This is a genomic window from Neorhizobium sp. NCHU2750 (assembly GCF_003597675.1).
Taxonomy (GTDB): Bacteria; Pseudomonadota; Alphaproteobacteria; order Rhizobiales; family Rhizobiaceae; genus Neorhizobium.
In genome coordinates this window covers 165,111-182,831 of sequence record NZ_CP030828.1, presented here as the reverse complement: position 1 = coordinate 182,831, position 17,721 = coordinate 165,111, and the positions used below count along the sequence as shown (strand labels likewise).

General features: G+C 59.3%; 16 protein-coding genes and 2 pseudogenes. 2 read left to right on the top strand and 16 right to left on the bottom strand.

The genetic code is table 11. The annotated features are described in order from the left end of the window. Positions 1-9: 9 nt before the first annotated feature. The 9 genes from NCHU2750_RS21620 to NCHU2750_RS21580 form a co-directional block, all read right to left on the bottom strand. Positions 10-1,380, bottom strand: a complete 1,371-nt coding sequence (locus NCHU2750_RS21620; RefSeq protein ID WP_119943848.1) for an MmgE/PrpD family protein — start codon at positions 1,378-1,380, stop codon at positions 10-12. Then, on the bottom strand, positions 1,377-2,873 hold the full coding sequence (locus NCHU2750_RS21615; protein ID WP_119943847.1) for a tripartite tricarboxylate transporter permease: 1,497 nt from the start codon (positions 2,871-2,873) through the stop codon (positions 1,377-1,379). The genes NCHU2750_RS21620 and NCHU2750_RS21615 overlap by 4 nt, the downstream gene beginning before the upstream one ends. Then, positions 2,873-3,370: a tripartite tricarboxylate transporter TctB family protein gene (locus NCHU2750_RS21610; protein ID WP_119943846.1), complete on the bottom strand. Its 498-nt coding sequence runs from the start codon at positions 3,368-3,370 to the stop codon at positions 2,873-2,875. Before NCHU2750_RS21610 ends, NCHU2750_RS21615 begins: the two co-directional genes overlap by 1 nt. A gap of 69 nt (positions 3,371-3,439) precedes the next feature. Further along, a complete protein-coding gene (locus tag NCHU2750_RS21605; RefSeq protein WP_205583917.1) occupies positions 3,440-4,408 on the bottom strand; it encodes a tripartite tricarboxylate transporter substrate binding protein in 969 nt (322 codons plus the stop codon). A gap of 51 nt (positions 4,409-4,459) precedes the next feature. Further along, on the bottom strand, positions 4,460-5,893 hold the full coding sequence (locus NCHU2750_RS21600) for an MmgE/PrpD family protein (RefSeq protein WP_119943845.1): 1,434 nt from the start codon (positions 5,891-5,893) through the stop codon (positions 4,460-4,462). A gap of 15 nt (positions 5,894-5,908) precedes the next feature. After that, a complete protein-coding gene (locus NCHU2750_RS21595) occupies positions 5,909-6,580 on the bottom strand; it encodes an FCD domain-containing protein (protein ID WP_119943844.1) in 672 nt (223 codons plus the stop codon). A gap of 293 nt (positions 6,581-6,873) precedes the next feature. Then, the gene (locus NCHU2750_RS21590) at positions 6,874-7,251 is read right to left on the bottom strand and encodes a nuclear transport factor 2 family protein (protein WP_119944307.1); all 378 of its coding nucleotides are present in this window, start codon (positions 7,249-7,251) and stop codon (positions 6,874-6,876) included. A gap of 107 nt (positions 7,252-7,358) precedes the next feature. Further along, on the bottom strand, positions 7,359-8,135 hold the full coding sequence (locus tag NCHU2750_RS21585) for an N-acyl homoserine lactonase family protein (RefSeq protein ID WP_119943843.1): 777 nt from the start codon (positions 8,133-8,135) through the stop codon (positions 7,359-7,361). Between the two features lie 33 nt (positions 8,136-8,168). After that, positions 8,169-9,581 (bottom strand): MFS transporter, encoded by a 1,413-nt coding sequence (locus tag NCHU2750_RS21580; protein WP_162939744.1) that lies wholly within the window; start codon positions 9,579-9,581, stop codon positions 8,169-8,171. Between the two features lie 128 nt (positions 9,582-9,709). Between NCHU2750_RS21580 and NCHU2750_RS21575 the strand changes: the two genes are divergently transcribed. Beyond that, a complete protein-coding gene (locus tag NCHU2750_RS21575; RefSeq protein ID WP_245480487.1) occupies positions 9,710-10,795 on the top strand; it encodes a LacI family DNA-binding transcriptional regulator in 1,086 nt (361 codons plus the stop codon). 14 nt (positions 10,796-10,809) lie between these two features. On the opposite strand, the pseudogene NCHU2750_RS21570 reads toward NCHU2750_RS21575, so the two are convergent. Then, positions 10,810-11,645 (bottom strand): annotated as a pseudogene (locus NCHU2750_RS21570) (ABC transporter ATP-binding protein). 53 nt (positions 11,646-11,698) lie between these two features. Between NCHU2750_RS21570 and NCHU2750_RS30650 the strand changes: the two are divergent. Continuing rightward, complete coding sequence (locus NCHU2750_RS30650) at positions 11,699-11,863, top strand: hypothetical protein (protein WP_162939728.1); 165 nt, start codon at positions 11,699-11,701, stop codon at positions 11,861-11,863. On the opposite strand, the pseudogene NCHU2750_RS21565 reads toward NCHU2750_RS30650, so the two are convergent. From NCHU2750_RS21565 to NCHU2750_RS21540, 6 genes and pseudogenes are all read right to left on the bottom strand, one after another. Beyond that, positions 11,794-12,183 (bottom strand): annotated as a pseudogene (locus NCHU2750_RS21565) (IS6 family transposase); the annotation flags it as partial. The gene NCHU2750_RS30650 and the pseudogene NCHU2750_RS21565 sit on opposite strands and share 70 nt — an antisense overlap. Before the next feature lie 143 nt (positions 12,184-12,326). Then, positions 12,327-13,991, bottom strand: coding sequence for an electron transfer flavoprotein-ubiquinone oxidoreductase (locus NCHU2750_RS21560; protein ID WP_119943840.1), 1,665 nt, complete (start codon positions 13,989-13,991; stop codon positions 12,327-12,329). Positions 13,992-13,996: 5 nt separating this feature from the next. Continuing rightward, entirely contained in the window at positions 13,997-14,926 is a 930-nt protein-coding gene (locus tag NCHU2750_RS21555) for an electron transfer flavoprotein subunit alpha/FixB family protein (protein WP_119943839.1), read from the bottom strand. Between the two features lie 25 nt (positions 14,927-14,951). Continuing rightward, a complete protein-coding gene (locus tag NCHU2750_RS21550) occupies positions 14,952-15,698 on the bottom strand; it encodes an electron transfer flavoprotein subunit beta/FixA family protein (protein WP_119943838.1) in 747 nt (248 codons plus the stop codon). A 45-nt stretch (positions 15,699-15,743) separates the two neighbouring features. Continuing rightward, a complete protein-coding gene (locus NCHU2750_RS21545) occupies positions 15,744-16,511 on the bottom strand; it encodes an aspartate dehydrogenase domain-containing protein (RefSeq protein WP_502703875.1) in 768 nt (255 codons plus the stop codon). A 54-nt stretch (positions 16,512-16,565) separates the two neighbouring features. Further along, entirely contained in the window at positions 16,566-17,711 is a 1,146-nt protein-coding gene (locus NCHU2750_RS21540; protein ID WP_119943836.1) for an alpha-hydroxy acid oxidase, read from the bottom strand. Positions 17,712-17,721 lie beyond the last annotated feature (10 nt).

The following is a 17,721-nucleotide window of genomic DNA, read 5'->3' as shown; positions in this document are numbered from 1 at the left end:
TTTCTCCGTTCAAGGCCGCGCCGCGGACAGATTGACCTTGCCACCACACGAAATTTCCTCAAGAGCAGCACGCAGTTTGTCGATTGCCGCATCTGTCATGCCCGCAAAGCGCAGATTGGCGGCAAATTTCGCCTGTAACTCGCTGTCGGGCAAGGGGTCATGGGCACCACCGCGCATGTGGGGCTGGCGAAATTCCCGCACCGTGCGATCGCTGAGTTTTGCCCGCAGATGGCCGACGAAATTGCCCGGATAAGGGTCGCCTGGATCCACTTCATAGGAAACCTTTGACGCAAGGGCCCTGAGATCCGGATCGAGCACTCTCTCGTCGGTGAACTGGCCAAGCCCCGCCTCCCTGTCGATGAAACCGACCGCTATGCAATAGGGTGTCGAGAACTTGCCGGCATAGCCATTTGGCGGTGCATGTTTCTTCGCAAGCGGCTCCCACAGACGATGGACAGTCCCCTCACCCACCTTGCAGGTGATCGAGACGATCTCTTCGGCCTTGACCCCCGTTCGAGCCAACATCATGGCGCAATCGATGAAAGGCTGTGTCATCGTTCCGCAGGCATAGGGCTTGAATGCCAGTGTCTCGACGATCCATTGCTCTCCAAGCCCGTCGAGCAACTGGTTGAAGTCCGGCGTCTTCGAGGGTGCAAAAGCCTTGTAAAGGCCATGCGAGCCTTCGAACACGCTGGCGGGGCCGGAAAAGCCAGCCTCGGCCAGCAACGCAGCCCGCAATCCGGATTGTGCTGCGGCCCCGGCATGAAGACGCTTGGTCGAGCTACCATCCGCCAGATATTCGATGATGCCTGAGGCGAGGCTGCCGGAAATACCAAGCGCCCTCCCAATCGCCGCCTCGTCGAGACTAAGCGCTGCGCCGACGGCCGCCGCCGCCGCCGGCGCACCGAAGATAGCCGTGGGATGAAAGCTTGCCTTATGGGTGGCCTGAGGCGCGACGAGGCTCATCCGGCACATCAGTTCTGCTCCGACGGCGATTCCACGCATCACAGCCTTGCCGTCGAGTCCCCGTTTTTCGGCGATCGCCATGACGGCCGGTATGATGACCGCTCCGGCATGGATCGGCCCGCCCTCGAAAGTATCATCATAATCCTCGCCATGGCCGGCCGTTCCGTTGACGAGCGCCGCATCATAGAGGCCGAGGGTCCTGCCGTGCCCGAAGGCCGTGCAATTCCCATCCTCGACGGCGCTCTTCAGCGCCGCCTGGACATAGTCGGTCTCGCGCGCGGCAATCGCCAAGGCTATGATGTCCATGATCAGCCGGCTGCAGACTGTCTCGACGGAGCCGGGGGGCGAAGCTGTCTCGGCGAACCTCGAAATGACGGCTGAAACCGGGGTGGTTGTAGAAACGGTAACGTTCATGGGTGAGCCTCGTTAAGCTTGGCCTTATGGGCGTCCCGGAGTTCTCGGAATAGCGAGAAGGCGATGAAGATAAAAGCCAGCGACAGGAGGCCGAGCGAGATGGGATCCTGGAGGAAGACCATCATGTCTCCGCCTGACAGCACGAGCGAACGTCGGTAACTGGACTCGACCATATGGCCAAGGACGACACCAAGAATCATCGGCAGCACCGGGAAGCGAGTAAGCCGCATCAGATAACCGACCAGACCGAGCGCAAGTGCGATACCGAGGTCGAAAATGCTGTTGTTGAGCGTGTATATGCCCGACAGGATCAGCGCGAAAATGAAGCCCGAGCGATAGTGGCGTGGCCTGTTGACCAGCCAGATACAAGCCGGCAGGATGATGATGCCGATACCGATCTGGGCAATGATGGCAATGAACGATCCGACATAGATGCTGTCGATGACCTGGCCGCTTTGCTCGAAAAGCCGCGGCCCCGGGATGAGGCCATGCATCAGCAGGCCGCCGAGCAGCACGGCGGTGGAGTTGGAACTCGGGATGCCGAAGCTCAGAAGCGGGATCATCGCGGTGCTGGCAACGGTGTTGTTGGCTGTTTCCGGGGCAGCGACGCCCTCTTCCGATCCCTTGCCGAAAAGTTGTGGTGTCTTCGACCAGCGGCGGGCCTCGTTATAGGACATGAAGGCTGCGATAGACCCGCCGCCGCCGGGTGTCAGTCCTTCGAACAACCCGAGAATGCAGCCGATGAATTGCGAGCGTTTGAGCGTGTTCATCAAAGCAAGGCTCGGCAGCTTGATTCGGATGCTGGCGTTGAGCCTGGCCGTGCTGAGCGAGCCCGATTGGCTCATCAACTCCGTCAGTGCAAACAGGCCGACCATTACCAGTACCGGCTCGATACCCCCGAGCAGATCGGGGATGTCGAAGGTGAACCGTGTCACACCCGAGATCGGATCGGTACCGACAGTCGAGATCATCAGGCCGACCGTTGCCGCCGCAAGCCCCTTGAGCAACGAGCCGCTGCTCATCGAGGAGATCACGCTAAGGCCGAGAATGCCCAAACCGAAATAAGAAGCCGGAGTGAAGGCCAACGCCAACCAAGACAGAGGCTCGGTCAGCAGGATTAGCATGGCAAGACCGAACAGGCTGCCCACCACGCCAGACATCAGCGAGATACCGAGCGCCTCGCCGGCCCTCCCCTGGCGGTTCATCTCGTAACCGTCGATAACGGTTGCGGCTGATGAATTGGTGCCTGGCGTGCGGATGAGGATCGCCGGGATCGATCCGCCATATTCCGCGCCGATATAGACGCAGGCCAGAAGTGCGATCGCCTGAGCCGGGTCCATCGTGTAGGTGAAGGGCAGCACGAGCGCCATGGTGATGGAGGCGGAAATGCCCGGTAAAGCGCCACCCAGAATGCCCCAGGTCAGGCCGATAATGGCGACGAAAAAGATTGGCGTCTGGGTCAGAAGATGGATGATGTCGGAAATCGTGCCCATCAGAAAAGCCCCCCGAGGAGCGAGCCCGCGGGCTGGTTGACACCCAGAAGTTTTACGAAGATCGCCCAGTAAAGGACGCCTCCGCCAACGGCTGCGGCAATCACGACCCACGTCCGTGGCGCCCCCTCGTAAAGCGCGATCGCACCGATGAGCAGCGCCGTCGACACGACGTAACCGACGAATGGCAAGAGGCAGATATAGATGGCGCCAAACAGAAGGAAGCCGACCGCGCGTGGCAGCGGCGCGTTGAAATCCTCTTCTTCGTCGTCCTCGGCAACACCCGTCGCAGCCAGCTGCGCTGTCCGCGCCTTAGCAGACAGAAGCGAGCGAATGATGAGGCAAAGACTGAGAATGGCGAGAAGAGCGGCGAGCACTTGCGGAAGGCCGGCTGCGCCGATCTCGTCGGACAGCGTGCTGTCGGCGATCTGGGTCGACCAAGTATAGTAGATGCCGGCCACCGCAAGCAGAGCCGGGCCGCTGAATAAATCCTTGTTCATCGGGATTGTCCTCGTCGGGAATCGCAACGTGGAGACCGCCCGTTGGGGCGATCCCCAAAGCGGATTTGGCTACTTGATCGCGCCCGTCGTTTTCAGGAACTCTTCGGTCTTCGTCGCGAAGTTGTTGATGAAGCCGGGGTAATCGTTGTGGTCGATCGGTTGTGCAACGAGCACCTCGTCCGAATAGGCCTTCTCGTATTCGGGGTCTGCGAGAAGCTCCTTCACCGCTTTGTCCCAGATCGCCGCAGTCTCGTCTGGAATGCCTTTTGGCCCGGCAAGCCCGCGGAACTTGACGAGCGAGACGTCGAAACCGCTTTCCTTCACGGTCGGCACATCCGGCTTGTCGGGAATGCGCTCGGGATTAAAGGTTGCAAGCAGGGTAATCTTGCCTGCGTCGAGCTGGGAACGAAGCTCCTGGATTTCGCCGACCCCGATATCGAGCGTGCCGTTCATGACGTTGAGCATCATGTCACCACCGCCTTCATGGGTCACGATCGCCGCATTGACGCCCGCTGCCCGCTTCAATTGCTCGGCCGCCTGCCGCTCCAGAGATGCCGGATTGGCCGCCCCCCAGCGACCGCGTTCCTTCTTCGCTTGGTCGATCACATCCTTCAGGCTCTTGAAAGGGCCATCGGTGCGGGTGAAGATCACCTCGCTATCGAGAAAGATGTTGGCGATCGGTTGCATGTCCTTGTAGGTGCTCTGCGGTTTGCTCATCAGGGACGTGTAGATGTAGGTCGGCGTTGTCGCGTAAAAGACGCTGCCATCGGCCGGCGCAGATGCCACGCGTGCCATCGCCTTGGCGCCACTGCCGCCCTGGACATTTTCGACGACAAAGGTCGCATTGATATACTTGCCCAGATATTTGGACATTTCCCGCAGGAAGACGTCGCTACCGCCGCCCGGGCTGGAATGCGTGACCAGTGTCACCACCTTGACCGGATAGCTGGCCGGCTCGGCGAGGGCAGCTGCCGAAGAAAACAATGCCAAAGCGGCAAATCCTCCCGCCGCGCGCCCAATCATGCGCATCATGCTCATCTCTCTCTCCCATTTTTGAAAACCGCTTCTCCCCAAACGGTCATGCTGCATTTATTCGGCGGCCATCTCCTTGGCCTCGGCAGATACTCCGCTGATGAGATCGACAAGGCGCCCGATATCGGCCACCCGATCGATGCCGCGCACGAGACCTAGCAGCTCCTCCTGCTGGTCTTCGTTGATCACACCCTCGGCGCACATCCTGAATTTTGCGTCGAGACCGCTGTCATCGATCGGGTTGGAAGGGCCGCCGCGGTAGCGTTCATCCGCCCATTGCACCAATGTGCGCCCATCCTTGGTCTCAACTTCGATGCGCGAACGGATCTTGTCATAACCCTGGGCATCGATCTCCAGATCGTTGATCACGTCGGTGCGCGCCTGTAGATCCTGCATCGCCTCTCCCGCAACGAAGGCATCCTCGAATTCGTGGTGGCTCGCTCGCCGGCACAGCACGATCATGGCCAGAAGCGCCGGCATCGAAAATTTCGCCTGCAAATGGTTCTTCGCGATAGGATAGCGGATCGGTTCGATGATGTTTTTGCCGGCAAAGAAATGGATGCGCTCCACTTCCTGCGGCTTGAGGTTGTGGTCGAGCACCAGCTTCAGCATCGCGTCCATCGACTGATGGGTCAGGATGCCGGATGGATAGGGTTTGATGCTGACACCCGGCGACACAATCGTTAAAGGCGCACCGAAACCCTGTTTTGCCTTTTCCTCGTCGAAGCCTTCGCCCATCACAGAGAAAAAGCCCCAGGGACCGTCGAGCGCGGCCGGATCAGCCTGAAAGCCCTCGGCCGCAAGCTTGGCGGCGGTAATGCCGTTCTCACAGGCGCGGCCGACATGCAGCGGCTTGGTCATCGTCCCGAAATTGACCCGGATGCCGGCTGCGAAGCTTGCTGCAAGCCCCAGGGCATTGGCAAGTTTCTCGCCCTTCAGTCCCATCAGCTTGGCGGCCGCGGCAGCAGCACCGAATGTGCCGACCGTACCGCTTGTGTGGTGACCCCGGCGATAGTGACGGGGCTTCATCCATTCGGAAATCTTGCACTCCACCTCGAAGCCGACCTGGAATGCAAGCATGACATCCTTGCCATCCGCATTGCCGAGCTCGCTGGCGATAATCAGGGCGGCTGTCAACGGCGGTACCGATGGGTGGGTCAGCAGTCCGTAGACATGGGCAGGATCGTGCGAGACCTGTGTATCGTCCCAGTCATGAGCATGGCCGGATGTGCCCCATACCCGCCCCGCCAACGCCGCCGGCACCTTCGTTGCACCTGCACCCGGAAGCGGCGCGTCCGCCCGCCCGCCCTGCGCCAGTGCGTCCTCGGCCAAAATGCGTACTGAGGGTTCCTGACTGCCGGCGAGATAAAGACCGACAGTATCGACCATGCAGCGCCGGCCGATTGTCAGGGCGTCATCCGGCAGATCGGCATAGGTCATACGCTCTATGAAACCAATCGCCTGGGCGGTAATGTCGGATGCTTGCGTCACAAATCTCTCCCTTTTTCATTTCAAATCGGCGGCGATCGCGATCAGCCTTTCCTTGGCGGCCTCGACATGTCGATGGTGGGTTCTCTGCGCCTCTTCAGGATCCCGGCGGATTAAGGCGTCGACCATCTTGTGATGCTCGACCTGTGATGCATGCATTGATGCAACATGATGCAGGCTGCGGGTGCGATAGAGCCTTAGTTGTTTCACCAGACCGAGATATTGCTGCGCCAGCGCAGTGTTTCCGGCGTTCTGCACGATGAATTCATGGAAAGCGAAGTTGAGCGGCACATAGGAATCGAAATCATTTGCAGCGGTGGCTGCGTCCATGTCGGCGATGAAGGTGGCTAGGCGCGTGGCCTCTTTTTCCGTGATCCTCCGCGCAAGCAGTTTTCCAGCCAGTCCGAAGAGAACTGCGCGAACGTCATAGAGATCATAGGCCTGTTGCGTGGTCAGTTGCCGGACGAAGAAGCCGCGGTTCGGCACCTGCTCGATGAGGCCGGATGATTCCATCGACCGTAGTGCCTCGCGGACAGGACCTCGGCTTATGCCGAAGCGGGATGCAAGGTCTTTTTCATTCAGGTGATCACCCGGAGCCAGTTCGCCACCAAGCAGAACAGCGAGAATTTCCTGCTCCAGAACCATGGGCAGGGAATGCGTTCTCAGCAATTCAACGGCGCTCATCAGCATATTGCATCTCCTGAGCGCCGACGATTTCATGCAGAATGCAGATTGTCAACAATTTTCACTCGACAGAGAGCCGTGAGCTGTGAGGCTGGCTCGGGGGCCTTCACTACACGACACTTGATGATGACTGAAAAGAAACGTCTCTTCCGTGCGGTGAAAGCCCCCGCCTCAACGCAACCGTCCTGGGGAAACGGCAATCAATAAGGTGGTTCAACCAGCCCGCCTCCCTGAATGAAGCCGGAAACTCTAGCCTCAGCTGGTCCAGAAATCTGGGGCGGTTCACAGGTCGACGCGATTTACTTCGGGTTGGCGGAAGAATGATGATGCAGGATAACCCATCCGTCCTCCCGGCGTTTCTCCATCAGAAAGGTGAACCGGGCAGGCGTTTCGACCCGCACATCATCCAGCACGCTACAGAACACGCAATGGCCAACGAGCAGGGCAACATTCGCAGCCACATCCGAACAGTGAAGGTGGCTTATCGACACTGTCGCCGTGCCGTGGAAATAGGTGCGGATTCTGTCACGCCCTATGTAGAGTTCCGCGCTGGATGTCCCATGCAAAGATGCATTGGGCGCGTATAACTCTATGAGCTTCGATTTGTCTGCGTTGAAGGTCTCCACCCATTTCGACAAGAAATCCGAAGCCGTCATCTTTGCAATATCCATATCCATCTCAAGCAATTCTTGCGAGCAATCCGATGCCCTGCCTGACATCCGAACTGCCCGCATGTGTTACCCCGATACGACTATGTGCGCAGCGAGGTGTTATTCATGACCTCTTACGCGTAGAAATCCGGAGCATGCTTGAATTCCGCCCAATCCTCGTCGTCATGCAGCATCCATATCCTTGCATCGAGGCTATGGGCCATCTGCTTCAGCTTGCGGATAGACCGCACTGCCTCAAACGTGTTCCAGTCGGACGGCATCGGCAGATCTTTTTCAAGGCCGGACCGCAGATGGGCCGTGTCACCGGCCAGGATGAAAGTCCGGTTGGCGAGACGCACCACGAGACTGGCATTGCCTGGGCTGTGTCCAGGCAGATGCACGACCCTGAGGCTTCCATCGCCGAAAAAGTCGAAATCCGGGATTTCAATCTCGGTCCAGTCGAACCCGCGGGTTGGCTCAATGTCCTCGCGCCGATAGAGCGGGCCGCCTGCACGGGGCCAGAATGCATATTGGAGTTCACCGCTCATGACGAAGAACTTGGCATGCGGAAACAGATACATCCCGCCGGTATGATCCCAATGCAGATGGGACATGATGACATAGTCGACATCCGACGTCTTGAAGCCGATCATTTCAAGCTGTCGATCGACGCGATGTTCTGGCTTCAGCGAGATGCCGTCAAGTTCCGCCATGTCGCCATAGACTGCATGGACATCATCTGCCGCAGCCGGGACCATGCCGGTATCCATCAAGACCAGGCCGCGTTCATGCTCCATCAGGAAGGTTGGAGACGGTATGGTGACCGGTCCCTGCTCTCCCAACACCAGTGCACCACGGTCGGGTCGGATGTACCCGCCTTCCAGTGCCCAAAGCCGCTTAATGAAGGTCATTGTTGTTACTCCTCTTCATATTTCGCTGGACATTCAGCCGTGCATGCCGCTGCGAAGGCATGCTTCCCGGCTGACCAGCGCCCTATCGAGATGCTGGTACTTTCCGGCAGTCTCCCGGGTGAACAGGGCGATCAGAACCGCAGCAAGCGTCATGACGCCTGCCAGGAAATACAGCGCCAGCATGAAGCCAGAGGGGGACGAATAGCCACCACCGAATTCGATAATGTAGCCGACGAAGATCGTACCGAGGCCACCCAGCACCGGACCACCCATATTGAGCCCGTTGGCAATCGCTACGGCTCCCTTTTCACTGGAGTCAGAGGCCAGCGCGTAAAGAGCTGGATAGACGCCGTTGGTGGACATGCCGGCAAAGAGCTGGATCGCAACAAGAGCGCCTACACCAGCTCCCGCATAGAGGAACAGTAGATAGGCGACGGCAAGCCAGAGAAACATGGCTATCAGGCTATACTTGCGGCCGAACCTGTCCGAAATGAGCCCCCAGACAATTTGGCCGATGCCACCCGTTATCGTGAAGATGACGGAATAGGCGGCGACCGAAGCCATCGAGTAGTGGGCGACAAACGCCAGATACAATGGCAGCCAGAAGCTCAAGCCATAGTAGCTGAAATTCGCCAGGCCCGAGGCGAGCGAGGACACCATGATGTTGGGGTTGCGCAAAGCGCGGCCGAATGCGCCAGGCGCAGCATGCAGCGTCACGCCGCTTTCCGTTTCGATCAACGGTGGGGTGAGGCCCCGCGCCTTCGTGTCGTCGACGAAGCGGGCATAGTTTGCCGGCGTCGCGAAGCGCCAATAGATAATCAGCAACGGCACCACGAGCCATGGCAGTATCAGGAAGACATAGCGCCAGGATTGGCTGCCGAAAATCGAGAAGACAGCGGCGATTGCGAGGCCGCCCAAGAGCGATCCCCATGGGAACGCCGTGTGATGCAGTCCCTGGGCGAAGCCGCGACTCTCCAGCGGCCACCACTCCGCGACGGCGGTGACTTCCGCGGTTTCGCCGGCGCCGCTCGCAAGATTTTTGATCAATTGGAAGGCGAAGATTGCACCGAAGGTCGCACTGAGCGGACCAAATCCCGTCAGCACGGAGAAGATTAGATAGCAGAGAGCGATCGGCAGATGACGGTACTTGCGTGCCCAGCCGTGGCCACCGCGGTCGAGCCACGGCGCAAGACCGACGCCTGAGACGCTAAGCGCAATCATCAGGATGCCGGAATAGATACCCATCTGTGACGGCGTGAGATGGAACTCATCCACCAGCGATGGCTGGAGGATGGAGAACCACTGCCGCATGTTGGTGTTCATTGCATAGATCGACCACAGGCATCCCATAGCGGCCCAAGACCACGGGCCGCCGATACGCGTGAAAAAGCCACCCGAGACGGTGGTCTTCTCGCCGGCGGCGGCAATAGTTTCATCAACAGACATTTCATCCTCCCGAAGTTTCGGCTTCCTCGACCCGACAAGGATATTGGCATCACAATGCCCCTCATCTCGATCCTCCCACTCCATGTTCCCATGGAAAACCGTTTCGGCAGAATTGTAGATTGGATCAAATGAGTCAATGTTTTTGCTGGACTTTTTGCATTATTTTGTCGATTTTTGCGACGAAACGTTTCGCTAGGAATTTGATGGTTACGATTCGAGATGTCGCCAAAGCTGCCGGAGTTGCCGTTTCGACGGTTTCGGCCGTCGTCAATAATTCGGCATATGTGAGCCCCGAATTGCGGGAGAGGGTCGAAGCGGCAGTCCGGAGCCTGCGCTATGCGCCGTCGCGAACGGCGCGCAATCTCAAGAGTGGACGCAGCCAACTCATCGCTCTGTCGGTGTCGAACCTGAAAAACCCATTCTTTGCGGAGATCGTCTTGAATGCCGAAGCTCTGGCGGCAGACTGGGGGTATTCACTTGTTGTCTTGAACAGTGGGGAAAATCCCGAGCGCGAAAAACGCAACGTCATGATCGCACGGGAACTCTCTTGTGATGGAATGATCATTTCTCCCGTCGGGCGATCCGATCCCAGCCGCTGGCAGGCCCTTGAGGGTAAGATTCCGCTCGTGCTTCTCGCCGGCCCTTCCGAAAGCAATGTCCATGATACAGTGACGCTCAACAACGTCTCGGCCGGACGACAGGTAACGGACTATTTGCTCGACATGCAGCACACCCGTATTGGATCCGTAACCGGCACGACCGATGTAGATCCCGGCCGCGGACGATATCAGGGCATGCTAGACGCCATGAGTGCGCGCGGAGTTGACGTCGATACGAGTCTCGTCCGCTCTGGCGCGTTCAGGGAAGACACGGCATATTCGGCGGCAAGAGAGCTTCTTCAATTGCCTCGGAGGCCGACGGCGATCTACGTCGCCAATGGCATCATGGCTCTCGGGGTGCTGCGTGCCATCTCTGATCTCGGGCTGGAATGTCCCCGTGATATATCTATCGTCTCGACCGACGTCGTGGCGGGACTACCGGGTGTGCGTCCGCGTCTCACGCGCACAGTCCATCCGGTTGCCAAGATGACGACCGAAGCAGTGCGCATGCTTGTCGACCGCCTGAACGGGCATGCCGAAGCCCCGCCGCGTCACGCCGTTTTCGAACCCGATTTCGTCATCGGCGATAGTTGCAAACCGTTTGTAGGGTATTGACAAGATTCGAACCCTCAGCCTGTCTTAGGAAAGATCCTAAGCCATTGAGCTGCCGGCACCATCGGTGGACAGCACTGTTTTTGGACCCCAGCTGACCAACGTCCCTTCGGCACGATCATCGGCGTGCCCATGTTGGATCGGATATGACGAGCGCGGGGCGGTTGAAGACGGTTTCGACCAGATCCGCGGTGATGATTTCGGCGGGCTCGCCGCTAGCAGCGATCGTCCCATCCTTCAACGCGATGAGATGTGAGGCATAGCGGCAGGCGTGGTTGAGATCATGCAGGACGGCGACGATGGTTCGGCCTTCATCATTCAGATCGGCGAGAAAGTCGAGAAGCTCGATCTGGTGGGCAATGTCGAGGAACGTCGTCGGTTCGTCGAGAAGCAGGATCGGCGTTTCCTGCGCCAGCACTATCGTCAACCAGACCCGTTGCCGCTGTCCACCGGAGTGTTCGTCGACGAGCCGGCTAGACAGGTCCGTGACACCGGTTGCCGCCATCGCCTTGGCGACCGCCGCCTCGTCGGCGCTCGACCATTGTCGCAGAAAGGATTGATGCGAATAACGTCCGCGCGCGACGAGATCGGCGACCGTGATTCTATCCGGTGCAATGGCACTCTGCGGAAGAAGGCCAAGGCGACGGGCGACGTCTTTTGCCTCCATGCGATGGATATGATGGCCGTCGAGAATCACTTGGCCATCGGCCGGGCGGATCAGGCGTGACAGGGCCCTGAGCAAGGTCGACTTGCCGCAGGCATTCGGTCCGACGATGACGGTAAATGCGCCATCGGGGATCGACACCAACAGATCCTTTGAGATCGTCCGCTGGTCATAGCGGCCTTGTTGCATAGATCGGTTGTGGGCTGATATCGAGCGGGCCGCGACCTTCGAGGATTTGCCATATGCCGCACAAGATCAAGGCTGGCCGCCGACACAAGATTGCCCAGCAGAAGCATCGGGTGACGAACTGGACGGCCTATAACGAAAGCCCGCGGCGGCGCGGCGATTTGACGGTCTGGATCAGCGAAGACGTGCAATGCCTCTGGTCGGCATTGCGACGCCGCTGAACCAGAACATCACCGTCAGCATCGATCGCTCGCCAGAGCCAGAATTTCTGGCTGCCGATGACAACCAAGGCCTCGTCCATATACCATTTGTCACTCGGCTCTGGCCGGTCCCGGCGGATGCAGGTGGCAAAATGACGGCCAAAGCGATCGATCCACAGTCGAACCGTTTCCCGGCTGACGATCACATCGCGTTCCGCGAGCAGATCCTCCACATCGGCCGTGCTCAAGGCAAAGCGGTGGTAGGCCCAAACCGTGTAAGCGACGATCTCACGTGGAAAACGAAAACCCTTCAAACGAGGAAAAACGCTCGGTGATTTCATTGCACAGCAACGCGTGAGATGAAATACTCAAACAAATTGGCGATACCGGCAGCACATCCTCAACCAATTTTACTACGCAAATATTCTTTCCAACTACTGTTCGTGAATATAGCAATGTTTCGTCATTATCGTAATAACCGTTTTCACATATTGGGATAGACAGGCCCCTCGCCGCCCTGCGGGGGAACCCAATTGATGTTCTGGTTGGGGTCCTTGATGTCGCAGGTCTTGCAGTGGACGCAGTTCTGCGCGTTGATGACGTAGGTCTCCTCACCATCCTGCTCGCGCCATTCATAGACGCCGGCCGGACAGTAGCGGGTCGACGGGCCGGCGAAGATATCGTGTTCCGAACGCTTCTGCAGCGCCATATCCTTCACCTTCAGGTGGACCGGCTGGCCTTCCTCATGATTGGTGTTGGAGAGGAAGACGGACGACAGGCGGTCGAAGGTCAACACGCCATCCGGCTTCGGATAGTCGATCTTGCTGTGTTTCGAGGCCGGCTCGAGCGAGGCCGCATCGGTCTTGCCGTGCTTCAGCGTGCCGAACAGCGAAAAGCCGAACAGCTGGTTGGTCCACATGTCGAGGCCGCCGAGCGAGATGCCGATGATGGTGCCGAACTTCGACCAGAGCGGCTTGACGTTGCGGACCAGCTTCAGGTCCTTCCCGATCGGGCCGTCGCGCCATGCGTTCTCGATCTCGACGACCTCGTCATTGGAACGGCCATCGGCGATCGCCGCGGCGAGCTTTTCGGCCGCCAGAATGCCGGACAGGACGGCATTGTGCGAACCCTTGATGCGCGGCACGTTGACGAAGCCCGCCGAACAGCCGATCAGCGCACCGCCGGGGAAGGAGAGTTTGGGAACCGACTGGTAGCCGCCCTCGGTGATCGCGCGTGCACCATAGGAGATGCGCTTGGCGCCCTCGAACGTGCCGCGGATGGCCGGATGGGTCTTGAACCGCTGGAACTCCTCGAAGGGGAAGAGATAGGGGTTCTTGTAGTTGAGATGCAGGACGAAGCCGACGGCGACGAGATTGTCTTCCAGGTGATAGAGGAAGGAACCGCCACCGGTCTTCATGTCGAGCGGCCAGCCGAAGGAATGCTGGACGAGGCCCTGCTTGTGCTTCTCGGGTTTTACTTCCCACAATTCCTTGATGCCGATGCCGAATTTCTGGACGTCGCGGTCCTTCGACAGCGCGAATTTTTCGATCAGCTGCTTGGCGAGCGAACCACGGACGCCCTCGCCGATCAGCGTGTATTTGCCCAGAAGCGCCATGCCGCGGGTATAATTCGGGCCGGGCTCGCCGTTCTTCTCGATGCCCATGTCGCCGGTCGCCACCCCGATGACGCGGCCGTCCTCGTCATAAAGCACTTCCGATGCGGCAAAGCCCGGATAGATCTCGACGCCGAGCTCCTCCGCCTTGCCCGCCAGCCAGCGACAGACATTACCGAGCGAGACGATATACTTGCCGTGATTGTTCATCAGCGGCGGCATGGCGATATTCGGCAGGCGGATGGCGCTCGAGCCGGTCAGGAAGAGAAACTGGTCGTCGGTGACCTCGGTCTTGAACGGATGGCTGTCATCCTCGCGCCAGTCGGGCAAAAGCGCATCGATACCGACCGGATCGACCACCGCGCCCGACAGGATATGGGCGCCGACTTCCGAGCCCTTTTCCAGCACGACCACCGTCAGATCCGGGTTGACCTGTTTCAGCCGGATCGCCGCAGACAGGCCGGCCGGGCCCGCGCCGACGATCACAACGTCGAATTCCATCGATTCCCGTTCGGGAAGTTCCATCTCTTCGCTCATGCGGCTCAGAGGGCCTTTTCGAGTTTCGGCAGGATATCGAAGAGATCGCCGACGAGGCCGTAGTCGGCAACCTGGAAGATCGGTGCCTCTTCGTCCTTGTTGATGGCGACGATGACTTTCGAGTCCTTCATGCCAGCGAGGTGCTGGATGGCGCCGGAAATGCCGACCGCGATGTAGAGATCGGGGGCGACCACCTTGCCGGTCTGGCCGACCTGCCAGTCGTTGGGGGCGTAGCCGGCATCGACGGCGGCGCGCGAGGCACCGACGGCGGCACCGAGCTTGTCGGCGACCGGAAGGATCACCTCCTGGAACTTTTCCGACGAGCCGAGCGCGCGGCCGCCGGAAATGATGATCTTGGCAGAGGTCAGTTCCGGGCGCTCGGACGAGGCAAGCGCGTCTGAGACGAAGCTCGATACGCCCGGATTGCCGGCAGCCGAGACGCTTTCGACCGAGGCAGAGCCGCCTTCTGCCGTTGCGGCAAAGGAGGCGGTGCGCACGGTGATGACCTTCTTTGCGTCGGTCGACTGCACCGTCTGGACCGCGTTGCCGGCATAGATCGGGCGTTTGAACGTGTCGGCCGAAACGACCTCGATGATTTCCGAGACCTGGGCGACGTCGAGCAGGGCTGCAACGCGCGGCAGGACGTTCTTGGCGGAGGTGGTGGCCGGAGCGATGATCACGTCATAGGACGGTGCCAACGAGACGATCAAAGCTGCGAGCGGTTCGGCGAGATTGTTGGCGAGCGAGGCATCGTCGGCAACGAGAACCTTGGCGACGCCGGACAGCTTGGCAGCGGCTTCCGCTGCAGCCTTGGCGCCTGCGCCGGCAACCAGCACATGCACGTCGCCACCGATCTGAGTTGCTGCGGTCAGCGCCTTGGCGGTCTGGTCGGACAGGCCGGACGCATCGTTTTCGGCAAGAAGAAGAATGGTCATGATGTTTGCTCCTGTTCCTGCGCGATCAGATGATGCCGGCGGTCTTGAGGCTGGATACCAGCTCTTCGACGCTTGCCACCTTGACGCCGGCCTTGCGGCCGCCCGGTTCTTCGGTCTTCAGCACCTTGAGGCGCGGTGCGGTGTCGACGCCGAAATCGGCCGGAGCCTTCTTGTCGAGCGGCTTCTTCTTCGCCTTCATGATGTTGGGCAGCGAGGCGTAACGCGGCTCGTTCAGGCGCAGGTCGGTGGTGACGACGGCCGGAAGCTTGATCTCGATCGTCTGCGAACCGCCATCGACTTCGCGGGTGACGGTCGCCTTGTCGCCGGCAATCTCGATCTTGGAGGCAAAGGTCGCCTGGGCGGAGCCGAGAAGGGCTGCCAGCATCTGGCCGGTCTGGTTCGAATCGTCATCGATCGCCTGCTTGCCGACGATGATGAGACCCGGCTGCTCGGCATCGACGACACCTTTCAGGATCTTGGCGACGGCGAGCGGCTCGACCAGATCGTCGGTCTCGACGAGGATGGCGCGGTCGGCGCCCATGGCGAGCGCGGTGCGCAGCGTTTCTTCCGCCTTGGCCGGGCCGATCGAGACGACGACGACCTCTGTTGCCTTGCCGGATTCCTTGAGGCGAAGCGCCTCTTCGACGGAGATTTCGTCGAACGGGTTCATCGACATCTTCACGTTGGCAAGTTCAACACCCGTGCCGTCCGGCTTCACACGGATCTTCACGTTGTAGTCGACGACGCGCTTAACAGGCACCAGGATCTTCATGGCATTCCTTTCGAATGTGCAAGCGCACTCAACGGCACGCGGGATTTATGCGATGGCAAAGATATCCTCGCCGAAAATTCTTCGCAGCGATCCCATGGCCGATGCCGGGGTATAGGAGCCGGTCACGCCCCCCAGAGACTGCGAGGTCACTGAGATCTCCCAATCCAGCCCCTGGCCGGAAACTGCGATATGGTGGCGCATAGCCTTGGTGTCTGGATCCGCGACAACGATGCTGCGTGTGCGATCGAAGCCGATCCCGGCAAACGCCACCGCCGCATGAACATTGACGTTCCGTGGAAACTGTTCGCATGCCTGACGAGTCGAGCCATCGAAAAGTGTCCCGCGCGCGTCGGCCGGCTGCCCAAGGCTTGCACCGCTCTTGGTCGTCGTGATCACTACCTTTTCGATTTGATCTCGACCATCGCGCAGGCCATCGAGCCCAAGGACGGCGCCATGTGGAACAAAGAAGCGATGGCCTCTCTCGCCCGCAACCGTCCGCATGGCGGCATCAAAGCTCTGGTCCGCCAGAGCCGAACAACTGAAGCCGCAGACGTCGGAATCGACCAGAAGATGGGGACCGAGCTCTTTCAATACTGCCGGCGTAGCCGCTTCGACGACAAGGTCTGCCTTCCGCGCAAGTGCCAATTCTGCATCATCGGTAAGCAAAGGCGCCAACTCCGCATTGCCGGCGTATTTGCTCTTGTCTGTTACAAGTATGTACGCGACATCGACCCCCTTCAGACCGCGAACATACTTGAACAGGTTTTTTCCGATTACGCCTGCTCCGATAATACCGACCGACCGATAACTCATCATGATACCTTTATGTATTGACGGCGGGCGGAAGCGCCCACCAACCGGGTCGAACTAGCCCGGCAAGCGAAGCTGGATATCATTTGCAGTCCGCGCGCCCAATAGCGCCAGGGTCACGTCAATTTCATTTCTCAGCACCCTGAACAAGGCGTCTGCCCCCTCCTCGCCGCCGCAAGCCAGCCCCCAAAGCGGCAACCGCCCAAGCATGACGGAGCGTGCCCCAAGTGAAAGATATTTGAGGACGTCGCTACCGCGCCTGACACCGCTGTCAGCCAACACTTCTATCTGGTCTCCGACCGCATCCGCGATGTCCGGCAGAATTTGCGCCGTTGGAGGTGCACTGTCGATATTGCGGCCGCCATGCGACGAAACAACAAGACCATCGGCGCCGATCTCGACGCATTTTCGTGCATCTCCAACACTGAAAATACCCTTGATAACCAATTGCCCCTTCCAGGTCTTCCGCAACTGGCGCAGATCTTCCCAATTGAGGCGATCTTCAAGTTTGACCGCCTCCGCGGTCGAAGGCCTTGTGATCGCCGACCGAAATGCTTCAGGGTAGTGGCCATAGACAGGCATGCCGGCGCCCATCAGATAGCGTAGCAGTACACCAAGGAGCCACCGCGGATGGCTTGCAACATCGGTGATTGTTCTCGGCGTGAACTTCATCGGCATGGAAAATCCATTGCGCAGATTATATTCACGATTGGGGACGACAGGCGTATCTACCGTAACGACGAGCGTCGTCACCCCGGTAGCAGCAACCCTCTCCAGAAGTCTCTTCGTCAGGCTTCTGTCTTTCCAGACATAAAGCTGGAACCAGAGCATTGCGGAGGGTGCCCCTGCGCGGATTTCTTCGATCGTGGTGATCGACTGTGTCGAAATGCAGACGGGGATGCCAGCTTTCGCCGCCGCCCGCGCCATTTTTATCTCGCCGTTATGCGATACAAGTCCTGCGAGTGCGGTCGGTGCAACCACTATAGGCATGTCGGCCTCTTGGCCGAAAACACTGGTAGAGATGTCGCGTACAGCATGCCCGGTCAGAACATATGGCATGAACTGAATGGCATCGAGGCTCTGTCGCAATGCCGACAGAGCAAATTCGTCCTCCGTGCCGCGATCGATGTATTCGAATAGCATGCGAGGGAGGCGCCGCTGCGCCGCTTCACGAAAATCAACAGCATTGCGCAACTGGCGCATACCGGCCGGT

Excerpts from the sequence above, each read along its gene's own strand:
- NCHU2750_RS21545 (WP_502703875.1), bottom strand. The coding sequence starts at position 16,511 with ATGAGTTATCGGTCGGTCGGTATTATCGGAGCAGGCGTAATCGGAAAA.
- NCHU2750_RS21575 (WP_245480487.1), top strand. The coding sequence starts at position 9,710 with ATGAGTCAATGTTTTTGCTGGACTTTTTGCATTATTTTGTCGATTTTT.
- NCHU2750_RS21615 (WP_119943847.1), bottom strand. The coding sequence starts at position 2,873 with ATGGGCACGATTTCCGACATCATCCATCTTCTGACCCAGACGCCAATC.
- NCHU2750_RS21560 (WP_119943840.1), bottom strand. The coding sequence starts at position 13,991 with ATGAGCGAAGAGATGGAACTTCCCGAACGGGAATCGATGGAATTCGAC.
- NCHU2750_RS30650 (WP_162939728.1), top strand. The coding sequence starts at position 11,699 with ATGCCGCACAAGATCAAGGCTGGCCGCCGACACAAGATTGCCCAGCAG.
- NCHU2750_RS21595 (WP_119943844.1), bottom strand. The coding sequence starts at position 6,580 with ATGCTGATGAGCGCCGTTGAATTGCTGAGAACGCATTCCCTGCCCATG.
- NCHU2750_RS21550 (WP_119943838.1), bottom strand. The coding sequence starts at position 15,698 with ATGAAGATCCTGGTGCCTGTTAAGCGCGTCGTCGACTACAACGTGAAG.
- NCHU2750_RS21590 (WP_119944307.1), bottom strand. The coding sequence starts at position 7,251 with ATGGATATGGATATTGCAAAGATGACGGCTTCGGATTTCTTGTCGAAA.
- NCHU2750_RS21610 (WP_119943846.1), bottom strand. The coding sequence starts at position 3,370 with ATGAACAAGGATTTATTCAGCGGCCCGGCTCTGCTTGCGGTGGCCGGC.
- NCHU2750_RS21580 (WP_162939744.1), bottom strand. The coding sequence starts at position 9,581 with ATGTCTGTTGATGAAACTATTGCCGCCGCCGGCGAGAAGACCACCGTC.
- NCHU2750_RS21555 (WP_119943839.1), bottom strand. The coding sequence starts at position 14,926 with ATGACCATTCTTCTTCTTGCCGAAAACGATGCGTCCGGCCTGTCCGAC.
- NCHU2750_RS21605 (WP_205583917.1), bottom strand. The coding sequence starts at position 4,408 with ATGAGCATGATGCGCATGATTGGGCGCGCGGCGGGAGGATTTGCCGCT.
- NCHU2750_RS21540 (WP_119943836.1), bottom strand. The coding sequence starts at position 17,711 with ATGCGCCAGTTGCGCAATGCTGTTGATTTTCGTGAAGCGGCGCAGCGG.
- NCHU2750_RS21620 (WP_119943848.1), bottom strand. The coding sequence starts at position 1,380 with ATGAACGTTACCGTTTCTACAACCACCCCGGTTTCAGCCGTCATTTCG.
- NCHU2750_RS21585 (WP_119943843.1), bottom strand. The coding sequence starts at position 8,135 with ATGACCTTCATTAAGCGGCTTTGGGCACTGGAAGGCGGGTACATCCGA.